We start from the raw sequence: 14,939 nt of genomic DNA, 5'->3' as shown, positions 1-14,939 counted from the left end.
CCGCCAACGCCATGGCTGGGCCGGACGGGAAATCAACGGCTCGCAGTATCGAGATAAAGCGTCAACGTCTGCCCAGGCTTGAGCGCGTGGGCGCTGCTGCGCGGGTTCCAGCGCTTGATGTGCTGCATCTCGACGTTGAAGCGCTTGGCGATCAGGTACATGGAATCGCCCTGCTTGACCTTGTAGTAGGTCGCCGCTTCCTGCTGTTGCTGCTGCTTGGCCTTGCCGCTGGCGCCGCTGCGCGATGCCAACTGGGTGGCGCCTTGCAGCTTGAGCACCTGGCCGGGCTTGACGCCGTGGCCGTCCAGGCCGTTCCAGCGCTTCAGGTCGTCGACGCCGACGCCGGTGGCGCGGGCGATCTGCCAGAGGTTGTCGCCGCTCTTGACCTTGTAGCTGCGGGTGGCGTTGGCCAGGCTGGGCGCCTTGGTCGCGCCGGCCTTGGCCACCTGGCGCGCGGGCTCCAGTTCCGGCATGCGGCTGCCCTTGGCCGGGATCAGCAGCGCCTGGCCGTTGCGCACGCGGTTGGAGCTCAGGCGGTTGCTGCTCTTGAGCTCGGCCACGCTGATGCCGTGCTTGGCCGCGATGCTGCGCAGGCTGTCGCCGCGGCGCACCTTGTACTGCTTCCAGCTCACCAGGTCCTGGGGCTGCAGGGAGGCGAGGCCGGCCTTGAGGCGTTCCACCTTCTCCTTGGGCACCAGCAGCTGCTGCGGGCCGTCCATGGTGATGCGGCGCTTGAAGGCCGGGTTGAGCAGGTACAGCTCGTCCTCGTCGAGTTCGGCCAGCGCCGCGACGCGCGACAGGTCCAGGCCGGGCTTGACCTTCACCGCGGCGAAGTAGGATTCGTTGGCGATGGGGTTGAGGTTGATGCCGTAGGCTTCCGGCGACATCACCAGCTGCGACAGGGCCAGCAGCTTGGGCACGTAGTCCTGGGTTTCCTGGGGCAGCGGCAGGTTCCAGTAGTCGGTCGGCAGGCCGAGCTTCTGGTTGCGCTCGATGGCGCGGCTGACGGTGCCCTCGCCGGCGTTGTAGGCGGCCAGGGCGAGCAGCCAGTCGCCGTTGAACATGTCGTGCAGGCGGTTCAGGTAGGTCAGCGCCGCGTTGGTCGAGGCCTTGATGTCGCGGCGGCCGTCGTACCAGCTGGTCTGGCGCAGGTTGAAGTGGGTGCCGGTGGTGGGGATGAACTGCCACAGGCCCACCGCCTGGGCGCGGGACACGGCGAGGGGGTTGTAGGCGCTCTCGATCATCGGCAGCAGCGCCAGTTCCAGTGGCATCTGCCGCTCTTCCAGGCGCTCCACCACGTAGTGCATGTAGGGGCTGCCGCGCTCGGAGGCCTGCTCGATGAAGGCCTGGTTGCTGACGAACCACAGGCGCTGGCGTTCGATGCGCGGGTTGGTGTCGGTGGCGTCGGCCTGCAACTGGAAGCCGTGGCGCATGCGCTGCCAGATGTCGCTGTCGGCGTAGGCCGGGTTGAACTGTACGTCCACCGCGCGGCTGGCGGGGCGATAGGTCAGGGCGTCCTGGTCGGTGCCGCTGTGCTGGCTGGTCTGGCAGCCGGCGAGGGCGCCGGCGCCGAGCAGGACGGAGACTCGTATGGCACGAGCCAATGCGTCTAGATCGCTGGTCTTACTGGTCTTTGGCGGCATTGGCGGATGACTTTGTCCAGGGTAAAAATTTCGGGGATTCTAGAAACCGCGCCGGACGTGGTCAAGATTTCGCCAGACCTCAGAATTTATCTTTCCATTGCCGAATGACCGCAAAAACCTCTGCGGGGCTGGCTATGGGCCCGCCGTTCCGCTCGTCGGCGGCTTTTTTCACGCTGTTTTCCGAGGTGCGCAAAAAGGGATTGGTGGCCCGCTCCAGGGCGATGCTGGAGGGCAGGCTGATGCGGCCCCGCTCGCGCCAGGCGCTGACCTCGTCGAAGCGCGCGGCCAGCTCGGCGTTGCCGGGTTCCACCGCGCGGGCGAAGCGCAGGTTGCTCAGGGTGTATTCGTGGGCGCAGTACACGCCGGTGGCGCCCGGCAGCGCGGCGAGGCGGCCCAGGGAGGCGTGCATCTGCGCCGGGGTGCCCTCGAACAGGCGGCCGCAGCCGCCGGCGAACAGGGTGTCGCCGCAGAACAGCAGGGGCGCGTCGGCGTCCGCATGGTAGTAGGCGATGTGCCCGAGGGTGTGGCCGGGCACCTCGATGACCTCGAAGCCCAGGCCCAGCACCTCGACGCGCTCGCCGTCGCGCAGCGCCTGGTCGATGGCCGGGATGCGCTCGCCGACCGGGCCCAGCACGCGGGCGCCGCTGGTCTGTTTCAGGCGCGCCACGCCGCCGACGTGGTCCTGGTGGTGGTGGGTGACCAGGATGTCGGCCAGGCGCCAATCCGGGTGCGCGGCCAGCCAGGCTTCCACCGGCGCGGCGTCGCCCGGGTCGACCACCGCGCAGGTCCGGGTGGTCACATCCTGCAACAGCCAGATGTAGTTGTCGGAAAAGGCGGGCAGCGCGTCGATCTGTATCATGGCCGGATGTCGCTAAGCGGAATAGGTTGGCGCATAGTAGTGCGAATGTGCCGTCCTGTGTTCGCCGAACGGCGTCGGCCGCCCTCCCGGCGGCGACAGCCAACCTGTTCAGGGGGTGGTGAGAATGGAACGAGAACCCTTCGCCCAGGCCGATGCTGACTGGCTGGAGCTGATCGCCGAGGCGCGCGACTGGTTCGCCGGGCCGCTGGGCGCGATGATGCTGGCCGAGGAGCAGCGCCTGCTCTGCGACGAGCTGCAGCGCTACTTCGGTGGCTACCTGGTGCACTACGGCCCGCACGCCGAGCTGCCGGAGAGCACCGGCAACATCCAGCGCGGCGTGCGCCTGGGGCCGCCGCTGCCGGGGGTGGAGATCGCCTGCGACGAATGCGCCTGGCCGTTGGGCGAGCACGCCGCCGACGTGGTGCTGCTGCAGCACGGCCTGGATTTCTGCCTGTCGCCGCACCGCCTGCTGCGCGAAGCCGCGCGCAGCGTGCGCCCCGGCGGGCACCTGCTGGTGATCGGCGTCAACCCGCGCAGCGCCTGGGGCCTGCGGCATTATTTCGCTTCCGACGGCCTGGGCCGGGCGCGCTGCATTTCCCCCGGGCGCGTCTGCGACTGGCTCAACCTGCTGGGCTTCGCGCTGGAGAAACGCCGCTTCGGGTGCTATCGTCCGCCGCTTGCCTCGGCTGTCTGGCAGGCGCGCCTGGCGCGCATGGAAGGCTGGGGCGCCGGCCTCAAGGGCACCGGCGCCGGCTTCTACCTGCTGGTGGCGCGCAAGCTGGTGGTCGGCCTGCGGCCATTGCGCCAGGCCCGCCGCGAGGCCCGCGGCCAACTGGTGCCGCTGCCGGTGGCCAAGGTCAGCCGGCGCGATTCGGAAATCTAGCGACGGCCTTCGCCAGTCCCTCGTGCCACCATCCCGGGGCGGGACGCCGCGGGCCGTACTGAAGGTGATATGAGCGAAGAAGAGAAGGTCGTCATCTATACCGACGGCGCCTGCAAGGGCAACCCCGGCCGCGGTGGCTGGGGCGCGGTGCTGTTCTACAAGGGCGCCGAGCGCGAACTCTGGGGCGGCGAGCCGGAGACCACCAACAACCGCATGGAGCTGACGGCGGCCATCATGGCCCTGGCGGCGCTCAAGCGGTCCTGCGAGATCCGCCTGGTCACCGACTCCGAGTACGTGATGAAAGGCATCAAGGAATGGCTGCCGAACTGGAAGAAGCGCGGCTGGAAGACCGCCGCCAAGCAGCCGGTGAAGAATGCCGACCTGTGGCAGGCGCTGGACGAGCAGGTCAACCGGCATAATGTCGAGTGGCAGTGGGTGCGCGGCCACACCGGGCACCCCGGCAACGAGCGCGCCGATATGCTCGCCAACCGCGGCGTCGCCGAACTGCCGCGCTGAATATTGCAACGGGCGCCCGCGGGCGCCCTCCATGGTCAAAGCTACAAGGTCCTGAAATGCGCAGCGTCGTACTGGATACCGAAACCACCGGCATGCCGGTCACCGATGGCCACCGGATCATCGAGATCGGCTGCGTCGAGCTGGAAGGCCGCCGCCTCACCGGCCGCCACTTCCACGTCTACCTGCAGCCCGATCGCGAGATCGACGAAGGCGCCATCGCCGTCCACGGCATCACCAACGAATACGTCAAGGACAAGCCGCGCTTCCGCGAGGTGGCCGACGAGTTCTTCGAGTTCATCCACGGCGCCCAGTTGATCATCCACAACGCGGCGTTCGACATCGGCTTCATCAACAACGAGTTCGCCCTGCTGGGGCAGAGCGAGCGCGCCGAGGTCAGCGACTACTGCTCGGTGCTCGACACCCTGATGATGGCCCGCGAGCGCCACCCGGGGCAGCGCAACAACCTCGACGCCCTGTGCAAGCGCTACGGCGTCGACAACTCCGGCCGCGACCTGCACGGCGCACTGCTCGACGCCGAGATTCTCGCCGACGTCTACCTGGCGATGACCGGTGGCCAGACCAGCCTGTCGCTGGCCGGCCATGGCGCCGAGGGCGACGGCAGCGGCCGCCCGCAGCCCAGCGCGATCCGCCGCCTGGCGGCCGGCCGCGCGCTGACCCGGGTGATCCGCGCCAGCGACGAGGAACTGGCGGCCCACGCCGTGCGCCTCGCCGCGGTGGAAAAATCCACCGGCGGCCCGTCGCTGTGGGCGCAACTGGAAGCCCCCGCTGCACAGGAATAGCCATCGGCGTAGGGCGTATAACCGTTCGCGGTTATACGCCGTTTCACCTTGGCCCCAGGCCACTGCGGAGCCAGACTCGAAGCCCCTGTCCGGACCGCCCCGACCCTGACCGTGAAGCCGGGCAGGACTCGGGCCTATCGGCGTACAACCGCGAACGGTTGTACGCCCTACGGCTCCGCCCAGCCCCTCGTGCGCTCCACCGCCTTCTTCCAGCCCGCATACAGCCGCTCCCGCTCGGCCGCCTCGCAGTTGGGCTGGAACACCCGCTCGATCACCGCCTTGCCCTTCAGCTCGTCCAGGCCCTGCCAGAAGCCGCTGGCCAGCCCCGCCAGCACGGCGGCGCCCAGCGCCGTGGTCTCACGCATCTGCGGGCGCTCCACCGGCGTGCCGAGGATGTCGGCCTGGAACTGCATGAGGAAGTTGTTGGCCACCGCGCCGCCGTCCACGCGCAGGGCGCGCAGCGGCTCGCCGGCGTCCTGCTGCATGGCGTCGAGCACGTCGCGGGTCTGGTAGGCGATGGATTCCAGGGTGGCGCGGATCAGGTGGTCGGCCTTCACCCCGCGGGTCAGGCCGAACAGCGCGCCGCGGGCGTACGGGTCCCAGTAGGGCGCGCCCAGGCCGGTGAAGGCCGGCACCAGGTAGACGCCGTTGCTGTCCTTGACCTTGCTGGCGAAGTACTCGGAGTCGTGGGCGTCGTTGATCACCTTCAACTCGTCACGCAGCCACTGCACCGTGGAGCCGCCGTTGAACACCGCGCCTTCCAGGGCGTACTGCGGCTCGCCGCGGGGCCCGCAGGCAATGGTGGTGAGCAGGCCGTGGGTGGATTTCACCGCCTTGGCGCCGGTGTGCATCAGCAGGAAGCAGCCGGTGCCGTAGGTGTTCTTCGCCTGGCCGGGCTCCACGCAGAGCTGGCCGAACAGCGCGGCCTGCTGGTCGCCGGCGATCCCGGCGATGGGCGTGCGGTGCACGCCCAGGCCGCCGACCCGCGCCTGGCCGAATGCCCCGGAAGAGGCCTGCACCTTCGGCAGCATGGCCCGGGGAATGTCCAGGGCCGCCAGCAGGCGGTCGTCCCAGTCGAGCTTGTGGATGTCGAACAGCAGCGTGCGCGAGGCGTTGGTGTAGTCGGTGACGTGCACCTCGCCCTCGGTGAGCTTCCACACCAGCCAGCTGTCCACGGTGCCGAACAGCAGCTCGCCGCGGCGGGCGCGCTCGCGGGCGCCGTCGACGTTGTCGAGAATCCATTTCAGCTTGGTGCCGGAGAAATAGGGGTCGATGACCAGCCCGGTGGTGTCGCGGATGTAGGGTTCCAGGCCGTCGGCGCGCAGCTGCTCGCAGATGCCCGCGCTGCGCCGGCATTGCCAGACGATGGCATTGTGGATCGGCCGGCCGGTGGCCTTGTCCCACACCACCGTGGTCTCGCGCTGGTTGGTGATGCCGATGGCGGCCACCTCGCCGAAGCCGATGCTGGCCTGGGCCAGGGCCTCGACCAGGGTCGAGCTCTGGGTGGCCCAGATTTCCATGGGGTCGTGCTCGACCCAGCCGGCCTGGGGGTAGATCTGCGCGAACTCGCGCTGGGCCACGCTGACCACGTTGGCGTTGCGGTCGAAGATGATGGCGCGGGAACTGGTGGTGCCCTGGTCGAGGGCGACGATGTATTTCTTGTTCTGGCTGTCGGTCATGACGTTGGCCTTGTGCTGCATCCGGCAGAGCCCGGGTCGTCTGCGACCTTAGGCCATTCCGCGCGCCGGGTGAAGGGCCGCGCGCGCGGGCGGCGGTGGCGGATTCGGCCGCCGGCCCTTGCTATGCTTGGGCATCGTTCACGGACAGACCCCGGACCGCCATGACCCCCGCCATCGACCTGCTGAAGAAGGCTCGCGCCGAGCACCGCGTGCTGAGCTACGAACACGATCCCAAGGCGCCGTCCTACGGCCTGGAGGCCGCCGAGAAACTCGGCCTGGAGCCGGCGCGGGTGTTCAAGACGCTGCTCGCCGCCACCGAGAAGGGCGAACTGCTGGTGGCCGTGGTGCCGGTGGCCGGCAGCCTCGACCTGAAGGCCCTGGCCCACGCCGCCGGGGCGAAGAAGGCCGACATGGCCGAGCCCAGCGCCGCGCAGCGCGCCACCGGCTACCTGGTCGGCGGCATCAGCCCGCTGGGGCAGAAGAAGCGCCTGCGCACCTTCATCGACGAGTCTGCCCGGCAGTTCCCCAGCATCCACGTCAGCGCCGGGCGCCGCGGCCTGGAGGTGGAGCTGAGCGCCGAGACCCTGGCCGGGCTGACCTCGGCCAGTTTCGCCGCCATCGGTCGGGCCTGAGGGCGCGACTGTGCCGATGCGAAAGTCGCACACTGTATAGCAGCGCCGAACGCGCGGGACGGCATGCTGGAACCCCATTCAGAGGAGAACGCCATGCAGCTCGAATTCCACCAGGTCGATGCCTTCACCCACCGTCCGTTCGCCGGCAACCCGGCCATGGTCTATCGCCTGGACGCCTGGCTGGCCGACGAGCTGATGCAGAACATCGCCGCCGAGCACAACCTGTCGGAGACCGCCTTCCTGGTCCGCGAGGCCGATGGTTGGCGTATCCGCTGGTTCACCCCGGCCGCCGAGGTGCCGCTGTGCGGCCACGCCACCCTGGCCAGCGCCCATGTGCTGTTCGAAGTGTTCGGCGAGCCGGGCGAGCGCCTGGAGCTGAACTCGCTGTCCGGCCCACTGCGGGTGTACCGCGAGGACCAGCGCCTGGCCCTGGACTTCCCGGCGCAGCCGCCGCGCGAGGCGGGCAGCACCGTGGAGCTGGAGCAGGCCCTGGGCCTGCCGGTGGTCGACGCGCTCGCCACCACGGCGCACCTGATGGTGCTGCTGGAGTCGGAGGAGGCGGTGCGCGCCTGCACGCCGGACTTCGTCGCCCTGGCGAAGCTGCCGTACCTGGGGGTGATCGTCACCGCGCGCGGGGAGGGCGAGCATGACTTCGTCTCGCGCTTCTTCGCCCCGGCCATCGGCATCAACGAAGACCCGGTCACCGGCGCCGCCCACTGCTGTCTGATCCCTTACTGGTCGCAGCGCCTGAGCAAGCTGCAGTTGCGCGCCTTGCAGTGCTCGGCCCGTGGTGGCGAACTCTGGTGCCGGCTGGAAGGCGACCGCGTGCGCATTGCCGGCCAGGCGCGGCTGGTGGCGAGTGGGCGGTTGGTGATCTGACGGTGGGTTTGGCGTAGGGCGAATAACGCTCCGCGTTATCCGCCGTTTGGCCTTGGTTCCAGGCGGCTTCGGGGTTGACCTGGGTGTTGGCTGGGGGCTTGGGTGAGGCGGCGTATAACCGCGAACGGTTATACGCCCTACGGCGGGCTTGGCGTAGGGCGAATAACGCTCCGCGTTATCCGCCGTTTGGCCTTGGTTCCAGGCGGCTTCGGGGTTGACCTGGGTGTTGGCTGGGGCTTGGGTGTGGCGGCGTATAACCGCGAACGGTTATACGCCCTACGTTTCCGGCGGTAATTCGATGATGAAACGTGTCCAGCCGTCTGCGGATTCGGCGCGGATGCTGCCGCCGTGGGCCTGGACGATGGAGCGGCAGATCGCCAGGCCGAGGCCGGCGTGCACGCCCTGGCCCTCGCGCTGGGCCGCCTCGCGGTGGTGGAAGCGGTCGAACAGCCTTGGCAACTGCTCGGCGGGGATCGCCGGGCCCTGGTTCTCCACGCTGATCTGGCCGGGCTGCAGGCGCACGCGGATGGCGCCGCCTGCGGGGGTGAAGCGCAGGGCGTTGTCCAGCAGGTTGGCCAGCGTCCGGCGCAGCATGCCGCGGTCGCCGCACACCTGCGCCTGGCCCTCGCGAGCCAGGTGGACGCCCTGGTCCTCGGCCAGCGGCGCGTAGAACTCCAGCAGGGCGTCCACTTCCGCGGCCAGGTCCAGGCTGTCGCGCCCGGGGGCCAGCAGGCCGTGGTCGGCCTTGGCCAGCAGCAACATGTCGTTGACCATGGCGGTCAGCCGCTGCAGTTCCTCCAGGTTGCCGTGCAGCGCCTCGCGGTAGTCGTCCTCGCCGCGCGGGCGCGACAGCACCACCTGGGTCTGCGTCAGCAGCGCGGTGAGCGGCGTGCGCAGCTCGTGGGCGATGTCCGCGGAGAACGCCGACAGGCGCTGGAAGGCTTCTTCCAGGCGCGCCAGCATGGCGTTCAGCTCGCTGGCCAGGCCGCGCAGTTCCGCGGGCAGGCGGCTGGCGTCCAGTCGGGTGGTCAGCGACTGCGCCGACACCTGCGCCGCCACCTCGCGTATGCGCCGCAGCGGGCGCAGGCTGGCGCGGGTGGCCCAGGCGCCGAGCAGCGCGGTGGCCAGGGCGGAGAGGCCCATGGTCAGCCAGATCAGCTGTTGCATGCGGCCGAGGAAGTGTTGGTGATGGGTGATGTCCAGCACCAGGGTCAGCTGGCGCCCGGCGGGCTCGGCCGGGTCCAGCGGCACGCGCATCTCGCGGTAGGCGGGCGGTTCGCCCATGCCCTCCATGCCGCTGCTCATGCGCGGCGGCTCGTCCAGCCAGTGTTGGCCGTCGGGGCCCTCCAGGCGCAGGCCCAGGTCCGGGTGGCGCGTCAGTTCGTGCTCCAGCGTCCCGCGTTGCGTGGCCAGGCCGGCGGGATCGCGCACCGGGCCGAGCAGTTCGCGGAAGAAGGGCAGGCGGCCGGCCATCACCTGGCGGTCCAGTTCGACGAAGTGCGCCTCGCTGGCGCGGCTGAACACCACCCCGGCGATCAGCGACACGGCCGCGGTGCAGGCGGCGAACAGCAGGCTCAGGCGGACGCCCAGCGAAACCCGCGCGGCGGCGCTCACGGCGCGCGCTCTTCGAGCACGTAGCCCATGCCGCGCACGGTGTGGATCAGGCGCTGCGGGAAGTCGTCGTCGACCTTGGCGCGCAGGCGGCGGATGGCCACCTCGATGACGTTGGTGTCGCTGTCGAAGTTCATGTCCCACACCTGGGAGGCGATCAGCGATTTGGGCAGCACCTCGCCGTGGCGACGCAGCAGCAGTTCCAGCAGGGCGAATTCCTTGGCGGTCAGCTCGATGCGCCGGCCGCCGCGCTGCACCCGGCGGCGCAGCAGGTCCAGCTCCAGGTCGGCCAGTTGCAGCACGGTCTCCTGCAACTGCTGGCCGCCGCGGCGCAGCAGGGTGCGCACGCGGGCCAGCAGTTCGACGAAGGCGAAGGGCTTGACCAGGTAGTCGTCGGCGCCCTGTTCCAGGCCGCGCACGCGGTCCTCCACGGCGTCGCGGGCGGTGAGGAACAGCACCGGCAGGGCCAGGCCGGCCTGGCGCACGGCCTGGAGTATCTGCCAGCCATCGCGGCCGGGCAGCATGACGTCGAGGATCGCCAGGTCGTAGCCGCCGGACAGCGCCAGCTGTTCGCCCTCGGCGCCATCGCCGCAGAGGTCCACGGCATAGCCGGCCTCACTCAGGCCCTGGCGCAGGTACTGGCCGATGCGGGGTTCGTCTTCGACGATCAGCAGTTTCAAGGTGGATGGCCTCCGTGGCGGAATGCCGGTCATTGTATCCAGCGCTGCCGGTGGCGCCGCCAAGCTGACACAACTGTAATCTTCCCGACAGCCAACCGGCAGGTGGTCGGCGGCAACATGGGAGGCAGTCATCTGCAAGAGGTCCGCATCATGCGTACACGCCAGCTTTTCAATGCCGCCATCCTCGGCCTTGCCGCCGCCATTGCCCTGCCGGCCCTGGCCGACGCCGGCCACGGCCATGGGTATGACTTCGGCAAGCCGGCCGAGGCCGCCCAGGCCACCCGCAGCGTAGAGGTCACTCTGGGCGAGATGTACTTCGAGCCCAAGTCGCTGCAGGTGAAGGCCGGCGAGACGGTGCGCTTCGTCATCCACAACAAGGGCAGCCTGCTGCACGAATTCAACCTCGGCAACGCCGCCATGCACGCCGAGCACCAGAAGGAAATGCAGCAGATGCAGGCGATGGGCATGCTCACGCCCACCGGCATGAGCCACGGCATGGACCATTCGAAGATGATGAAGCACGACGACCCCAACAGCGTGCTGGTGGAGCCGGGCAAGACCGCCGAGCTGACCTGGACCTTCACCAGGGCCACCGAGCTGGAATTCGCCTGCAACATCCCCGGCCACTACCAGGCCGGCATGGTCGGCCGGTTGACCGTCGAGCCCTGAGCGCCGGCGCAATTGGAGATGAATCAGCCCTCGTAGGAGCGCGCCGCGCCGGGATGCTCTTCGTAGGAGCGAGCTTGCTCGCGAATGAACCCCGCCGCGGAGTCTGTTCGCGAGCAAGCTCGCTCCTACGAAAAGCTGTGCTTGCCTGCGACGTAGGAGCAACTGTCTATTGGCTTTCCGCGTTCGCGGGAATGATGGGTATGAGGATGGTGCCTGGCCTCGACGCCGCTCAGGACAGCCCCCTCTCCCGCTTGCGGGAGAGGGTTGGGGAAAGGGCGCTCTCAAGCCCAGGTTCGTAGGGCATCGGTGCCCCGGCCAGCGGCGTATAACCGCGAACGGTTATACGCCCTACGTGCAGGAGGACTCCGTCCGCGATCCGCTCCGAGGCCGCCAGCCGTCACGAAGGCCTCCCGCGCCTGCTGAAACCACCGGGGCATTTGTATACACTTGCCCCGCCCGCCACCCCGGCGGGCGCCGACACGATTTCCGCAGGTCCATTGCATGCAGCATCCCGCCGAACACTCGCCGCTGGGCAAATCCAGCGAATACGTCTCCACCTACGCGCCCGGGCTGCTGTTCCCCATCAGCCGCGCTACCAAGTGGGCCGAGTTGGGCCTGGACGGCGCCAACCTGCCGTACCGCGGCGTGGACATCTGGAACTGCTACGAACTGTCCTGGCTGACCCCCGGCGGCAAGCCGGTGGTGGCCATCGGCGAATTCGCCATCCCGGCGCAGTCGCCGAACATCATCGAGTCGAAGTCCTTCAAGCTCTACCTCAACTCGCTGAACCAGAGCCCGTTCGACAGCCGCGAGGCGCTGCGGGCGGTGCTGGAGCGCGACCTGTCCGCCGCCGCCGGCGCGCCGGTGGGCGTGCGCCTGCGCAGCCTGGACGAAGTGGCCGAGGAGGGCGTAGCGAAGCTGCCTGGCCGCTGCATCGACGACCTCGACATCGCCGTGGACAGCTACGACCACCCGCGCCCGGAACTGCTGCGTTGCGACGACGCCCGACGGGTGGACGAGGTGCTCTACAGCCACCTGCTGAAATCCAACTGCCCGGTCACCGGCCAGCCGGACTGGGGCACCCTGGTGGTGGACTACGCCGGCCCGGCGCTCGACCCCGCCAGCCTGCTGGCCTATGTGGTTTCCTTCCGCCAGCATCAGGATTTTCACGAGCAGTGCGTGGAGCGCATCTTCCTCGACCTGCAGCGTCTGCTGCAGCCCAGCCGGCTGACCGTTTATGCGCGGTATGTGCGTCGTGGTGGGCTGGATATCAACCCCTATCGCAGCAGCATGGATATCGCGCCGGACAACCGTCGGTTGGTGCGGCAGTAACGATACGGCTTCATCGCGGGCGGAGATTCCGGCGCGATTCGCGGATGAGATCCGCTTCTACGCTGCGCCACCCACGCCATTCCCCTGTAGGAGCGCGCCCTGCGCGCGATATCGCGGACGGAGTCCGCTCCTACGGTTTCAGGGAAGCACGGTCGTAGGAGCGGACTCCGTCCGCGATTGACCTCCGGCCGCGCGATCGTAATCCCTCTCGTCATTCCCGCCGAATGCCTTTCCCGATACTGAATGGCATTCTGATTCTACGCCTTGCGGCCACCGCCCTGGGGAAAGAGCGCGCGGCCAATGAAGCTGGCGGTATCGCGCAAACTGCTGCCGATGCTTTCCAGTTCATCGCGGCGGTGCTGGGCGCTGATGCCGATGGCGGAGATGATGAAGCGTGGCTGCCGGTCGCGGTCGGTGACCGCGCTGGCGACCATGCTCACGCCGCGGTACAGGTGGTCCTGGTCCATGGCCCAGCCGCGTTCCAGGGCTTCGTGGGCGTCGGCCTGGTACTGCTCGAAGGCCGGCGGGTTCTCCCAGCGCACCCGTGACAGGCGCCGGCGCAGTTCGTCCTCCGGCAGTTGGCGCAGGCCGGCGATGCAGCGCCCGGCGGCGCCCACCAGTTCCGGCAGGCGCGTGCCCATGGCCACGTTGACGTGGGCGATCTGCGGCTCGGAGCGGGCGATCACGCGGATGTGCGCGTCGTCCGTGACCTGCCAGAGGGCGACGAGTATCCGGTGGGCCAGGCTCAGGCGCTCCAGTTCCGGCTGGATCAGGTCGGCGTAGCTGCGGCCGATGAAGCTCACCGCCAGTTCCGACAGGCCCAGGCCCAGCTGGTAGGTCTTGGTCTCGTTGTCGAACGACGCCAGCTGTTCGTTGTGCAGCGTGCGCAGGATGTTGAAGGCGCTGCTCGGGCTGATGCCGGTGGCGCGGGCGATGGCGGCCACGCCTTCGGGGGCTTCGGCGTGGGCCAGGTGGCGGAGGATCTGAATGGCGTTCACCACGGCCCCTACATCCTTGGTGCTGGCGCTCTTGGTACTGGCTTCCGGTGCGGTTTCTTTGTTTTTCATATTCAGTATTCGGGTTGACATTCAGCGGGGTGAATATATGCTGGCTTCACGGAGCGCACAACCGCTGCCCTGAAGTCGCCGGTTGGTGCGTCCACGTCGTTGCACTTTGCAGCAAAGGTCGAACAAGAATAAAGGAGGACCTACGTGGCAGATCTCCCCGAGTGCGTCGTTCCGGGCCCCGAAGCCCAGTACCTCGCCTTCCTGGCCCAGGGCCGCTTCATGCTGCAGCGCAGCCGTTCCACCGGGCGCTACGTCTTCTACCCGCGCAACCTGGTGCCGGGCAGTGGCGAGACGGACCTGGAATGGGTGCCGGCCAGCGGCCTGGGCACCCTCTATGCGATCACCGTGAACCGCGCCCGTGGCGGCGACTACAACGTCGCCCTGGTCGATCTGGACGAGGGCGTGCGCATGATGTCGCGCATCGAGGGCCACCTCGAACTGCCCATCGGCACCCGCCTGAAGGCGCGCATCGTCGAGCAGGAAGGCACCCCCGTGGTGGTGTTCGACGCGCTTGCGGAGGTGCAGCCATGAGCCAGGTCCTGCGCGGCAAGACCGCCATCGTCGGCATCGGCAGCGCCGGCATCGGCGAGGCCCCCGGCCACAGCGCCATCGAACTGCTCGGCCAGGCCTCGGTGAAGGCCATCGCCGACGCCGGGCTGAAGCTGTCCGACATCGATGCGGTGTTCGCCGCCACCAGTTCCCACGCCTTCCCGACACTGTCGGTCTGCGAATACCTGGGCATTCGCCCGAAGTTCGTCGACGGCACCAATATCGGCGGCTCCAGCTTCGAACTGCACCTGCTGCAGGCCACCCTGGCCCTGGAGGCCGGGCTGTGCGACGCGGCGCTGATCTGCTACGGCTCCAACCAGCGCACCGCCGGCGGCAAGCTGGTGTCGATGAGCGAGCCGCAGTGGCACGAGACGCCTTACAAGCCGCGCCACCCGATCACCGCCTACGCCCTGGCTGCCAGTCGCCATATGCACCAGTACGGCTCCACCCGCGCGCAGCTGGCGGAGGTGGCGGTGGCCGCGCGGGGCTGGGCCAACCTCAACCCCGAGGCCTTCGCCCGCGGCCCGCTGAGCATTGAGGACGTGCTCGCCGCGCGCATGGTCAGCGACCCGCTGAGCAAGGCCGACTGCTGCCTGGTCACCGACGGCGGCGGCGCCTGCGTGCTGGTGCGCGCCGAGCGCGCCCGCGACCTGCCGAATGCGCCGGTGTACTTCCTCGGCGCCGCCGGTGCGCAGTGGCATCGCTCCATCGTGGCGATGCCCGACCTCACCGTCACCGCTGCCTCGGAAAGCGGCCCGCGCGCCATGCAGATGGCCGGGGTGACGCACGCCGACATCGACCTGGTGATGCTCTACGACGCCTTCACCATCAACACCCTGCTGTTCCTCGAAGACCTCGGCTTCTGCCCGAAGGGCGAGGGCGGGCGCTTCGTCGAGGGCGGGCGCATCGCCCCCGGCGGCGAGCTGGCGGTGAATACCAACGGCGGCGGGCTGTCCTGCGTGCATCCGGGCATGTACGGCATGTTCCTGATCATCGAGGCGGTGACGCAGTTGCGCCGCCAGGCCGGTGAGCGGCAGTTGCGCAAGGCCGACGTCGCCCTGCTGCACGGCAACGGCGGCACCCTGTCCAGCCAGGTCACGGCCCTGCTCGGCACCCAGTCGGTGCTCTGAAACCCCCGGG

Annotated in this window: 15 protein-coding genes; 9 read left to right on the top strand and 6 right to left on the bottom strand. The window is 69.0% G+C overall.

What is annotated here, in order from left to right; translation table 11 throughout:
• Positions 1-32: 32 nt before the first annotated feature.
• Together ACTWJ5_RS21105 and gloB are read right to left on the bottom strand one after the other, a co-directional pair.
• Entirely contained in the window at positions 33-1,643 is a 1,611-nt protein-coding gene (locus ACTWJ5_RS21105; protein ID WP_253392017.1) for a LysM peptidoglycan-binding domain-containing protein, read from the bottom strand.
• A 79-nt stretch (positions 1,644-1,722) separates the two neighbouring features.
• Positions 1,723-2,502, bottom strand: a complete 780-nt coding sequence (gene gloB, locus ACTWJ5_RS21100; protein ID WP_253392018.1) for a hydroxyacylglutathione hydrolase — start codon at positions 2,500-2,502, stop codon at positions 1,723-1,725.
• Positions 2,503-2,626: 124 nt separating this feature from the next.
• Between gloB and ACTWJ5_RS21095 the strand changes: the two genes are divergently transcribed.
• The 3 genes from ACTWJ5_RS21095 to dnaQ all read left to right on the top strand — a co-directional run bounded on the left by ACTWJ5_RS21095 (position 2,627) and on the right by dnaQ (position 4,701).
• Positions 2,627-3,385 (top strand): class I SAM-dependent methyltransferase, encoded by a 759-nt coding sequence (locus ACTWJ5_RS21095; RefSeq protein ID WP_043315398.1) that lies wholly within the window; start codon positions 2,627-2,629, stop codon positions 3,383-3,385.
• 69 nt (positions 3,386-3,454) lie between these two features.
• Positions 3,455-3,901 carry a ribonuclease HI gene (gene rnhA / locus ACTWJ5_RS21090; RefSeq protein ID WP_109937217.1) on the top strand — a complete coding sequence of 149 codons (447 nt, stop codon included), beginning with the start codon at positions 3,455-3,457 and terminating at the stop codon, positions 3,899-3,901.
• 56 nt (positions 3,902-3,957) lie between these two features.
• Positions 3,958-4,701 (top strand): DNA polymerase III subunit epsilon, encoded by a 744-nt coding sequence (gene dnaQ / locus ACTWJ5_RS21085; RefSeq protein ID WP_074980998.1) that lies wholly within the window; start codon positions 3,958-3,960, stop codon positions 4,699-4,701.
• Positions 4,702-4,868: 167 nt separating this feature from the next.
• Here dnaQ and glpK read toward each other — a convergent pair whose 3' ends face one another.
• The gene (glpK, locus tag ACTWJ5_RS21080) at positions 4,869-6,380 is read right to left on the bottom strand and encodes a glycerol kinase GlpK (RefSeq protein WP_444436471.1); all 1,512 of its coding nucleotides are present in this window, start codon (positions 6,378-6,380) and stop codon (positions 4,869-4,871) included.
• 161 nt (positions 6,381-6,541) lie between these two features.
• Between glpK and ybaK the strand changes: the two genes are divergently transcribed.
• Together ybaK and ACTWJ5_RS21070 are read left to right on the top strand one after the other, a co-directional pair.
• Positions 6,542-7,012 (top strand): Cys-tRNA(Pro) deacylase, encoded by a 471-nt coding sequence (gene ybaK, locus ACTWJ5_RS21075; protein WP_074980996.1) that lies wholly within the window; start codon positions 6,542-6,544, stop codon positions 7,010-7,012.
• Positions 7,013-7,105: 93 nt separating this feature from the next.
• Entirely contained in the window at positions 7,106-7,891 is a 786-nt protein-coding gene (locus ACTWJ5_RS21070) for a PhzF family phenazine biosynthesis protein (RefSeq protein WP_074980994.1), read from the top strand.
• Between the two features lie 276 nt (positions 7,892-8,167).
• On the opposite strand, the gene ACTWJ5_RS21065 is transcribed toward ACTWJ5_RS21070, so the two are convergent.
• A complete protein-coding gene (locus tag ACTWJ5_RS21065) occupies positions 8,168-9,505 on the bottom strand; it encodes a heavy metal sensor histidine kinase (protein ID WP_444436470.1) in 1,338 nt (445 codons plus the stop codon).
• On the bottom strand, positions 9,502-10,182 hold the full coding sequence (locus ACTWJ5_RS21060; protein ID WP_074980991.1) for a heavy metal response regulator transcription factor: 681 nt from the start codon (positions 10,180-10,182) through the stop codon (positions 9,502-9,504). The genes ACTWJ5_RS21065 and ACTWJ5_RS21060 overlap by 4 nt, the downstream gene beginning before the upstream one ends.
• A 150-nt stretch (positions 10,183-10,332) precedes the next feature.
• On the opposite strand from ACTWJ5_RS21060, the gene copI reads away from it, so the two are divergent.
• Entirely contained in the window at positions 10,333-10,851 is a 519-nt protein-coding gene (gene copI, locus ACTWJ5_RS21055; RefSeq protein WP_444436469.1) for a copper-resistant cuproprotein CopI, read from the top strand.
• A gap of 501 nt (positions 10,852-11,352) precedes the next feature.
• Complete coding sequence (gene queF, locus ACTWJ5_RS21050; protein WP_444436468.1) at positions 11,353-12,183, top strand: NADPH-dependent 7-cyano-7-deazaguanine reductase QueF; 831 nt, start codon at positions 11,353-11,355, stop codon at positions 12,181-12,183.
• Positions 12,184-12,440: 257 nt separating this feature from the next.
• On the opposite strand, the gene ACTWJ5_RS21045 is transcribed toward queF, so the two are convergent.
• A complete protein-coding gene (locus tag ACTWJ5_RS21045; protein ID WP_058071330.1) occupies positions 12,441-13,250 on the bottom strand; it encodes an IclR family transcriptional regulator in 810 nt (269 codons plus the stop codon).
• Positions 13,251-13,394: 144 nt separating this feature from the next.
• On the opposite strand from ACTWJ5_RS21045, the gene ACTWJ5_RS21040 reads away from it, so the two are divergent.
• Together ACTWJ5_RS21040 and ACTWJ5_RS21035 are read left to right on the top strand one after the other, a co-directional pair.
• On the top strand, positions 13,395-13,781 hold the full coding sequence (locus ACTWJ5_RS21040; protein WP_249917148.1) for a Zn-ribbon domain-containing OB-fold protein: 387 nt from the start codon (positions 13,395-13,397) through the stop codon (positions 13,779-13,781).
• Positions 13,778-14,929, top strand: a complete 1,152-nt coding sequence (locus ACTWJ5_RS21035; RefSeq protein ID WP_444436467.1) for a thiolase — start codon at positions 13,778-13,780, stop codon at positions 14,927-14,929. Before ACTWJ5_RS21040 ends, ACTWJ5_RS21035 begins: the two co-directional genes overlap by 4 nt.
• The last annotated feature ends 10 nt before the right edge of the window (positions 14,930-14,939 follow it).

This window comes from Pseudomonas sp. A6 (assembly GCF_052367875.1).
In the GTDB taxonomy this organism is placed as follows: domain Bacteria; phylum Pseudomonadota; class Gammaproteobacteria; order Pseudomonadales; family Pseudomonadaceae; genus Pseudomonas; species Pseudomonas citronellolis.
This window is presented reverse-complemented; position numbering and strand designations above follow the sequence as displayed.

What these genes read in the sequence shown, in the direction of transcription:
- ACTWJ5_RS21045 (WP_058071330.1), bottom strand. Translation starts at nt 13,250, where the DNA reads ATGAAAAACAAAGAAACCGCACCGGAAGCCAGTACCAAGAGCGCCAGC.
- rnhA (WP_109937217.1), top strand. Translation starts at nt 3,455, where the DNA reads ATGAGCGAAGAAGAGAAGGTCGTCATCTATACCGACGGCGCCTGCAAG.
- ACTWJ5_RS21035 (WP_444436467.1), top strand. Translation starts at nt 13,778, where the DNA reads ATGAGCCAGGTCCTGCGCGGCAAGACCGCCATCGTCGGCATCGGCAGC.
- ACTWJ5_RS21070 (WP_074980994.1), top strand. Translation starts at nt 7,106, where the DNA reads ATGCAGCTCGAATTCCACCAGGTCGATGCCTTCACCCACCGTCCGTTC.
- copI (WP_444436469.1), top strand. Translation starts at nt 10,333, where the DNA reads ATGCGTACACGCCAGCTTTTCAATGCCGCCATCCTCGGCCTTGCCGCC.
- ybaK (WP_074980996.1), top strand. Translation starts at nt 6,542, where the DNA reads ATGACCCCCGCCATCGACCTGCTGAAGAAGGCTCGCGCCGAGCACCGC.
- gloB (WP_253392018.1), bottom strand. Translation starts at nt 2,502, where the DNA reads ATGATACAGATCGACGCGCTGCCCGCCTTTTCCGACAACTACATCTGG.
- glpK (WP_444436471.1), bottom strand. Translation starts at nt 6,380, where the DNA reads ATGACCGACAGCCAGAACAAGAAATACATCGTCGCCCTCGACCAGGGC.
- ACTWJ5_RS21095 (WP_043315398.1), top strand. Translation starts at nt 2,627, where the DNA reads ATGGAACGAGAACCCTTCGCCCAGGCCGATGCTGACTGGCTGGAGCTG.
- queF (WP_444436468.1), top strand. Translation starts at nt 11,353, where the DNA reads ATGCAGCATCCCGCCGAACACTCGCCGCTGGGCAAATCCAGCGAATAC.
- ACTWJ5_RS21105 (WP_253392017.1), bottom strand. Translation starts at nt 1,643, where the DNA reads ATGCCGCCAAAGACCAGTAAGACCAGCGATCTAGACGCATTGGCTCGT.
- dnaQ (WP_074980998.1), top strand. Translation starts at nt 3,958, where the DNA reads ATGCGCAGCGTCGTACTGGATACCGAAACCACCGGCATGCCGGTCACC.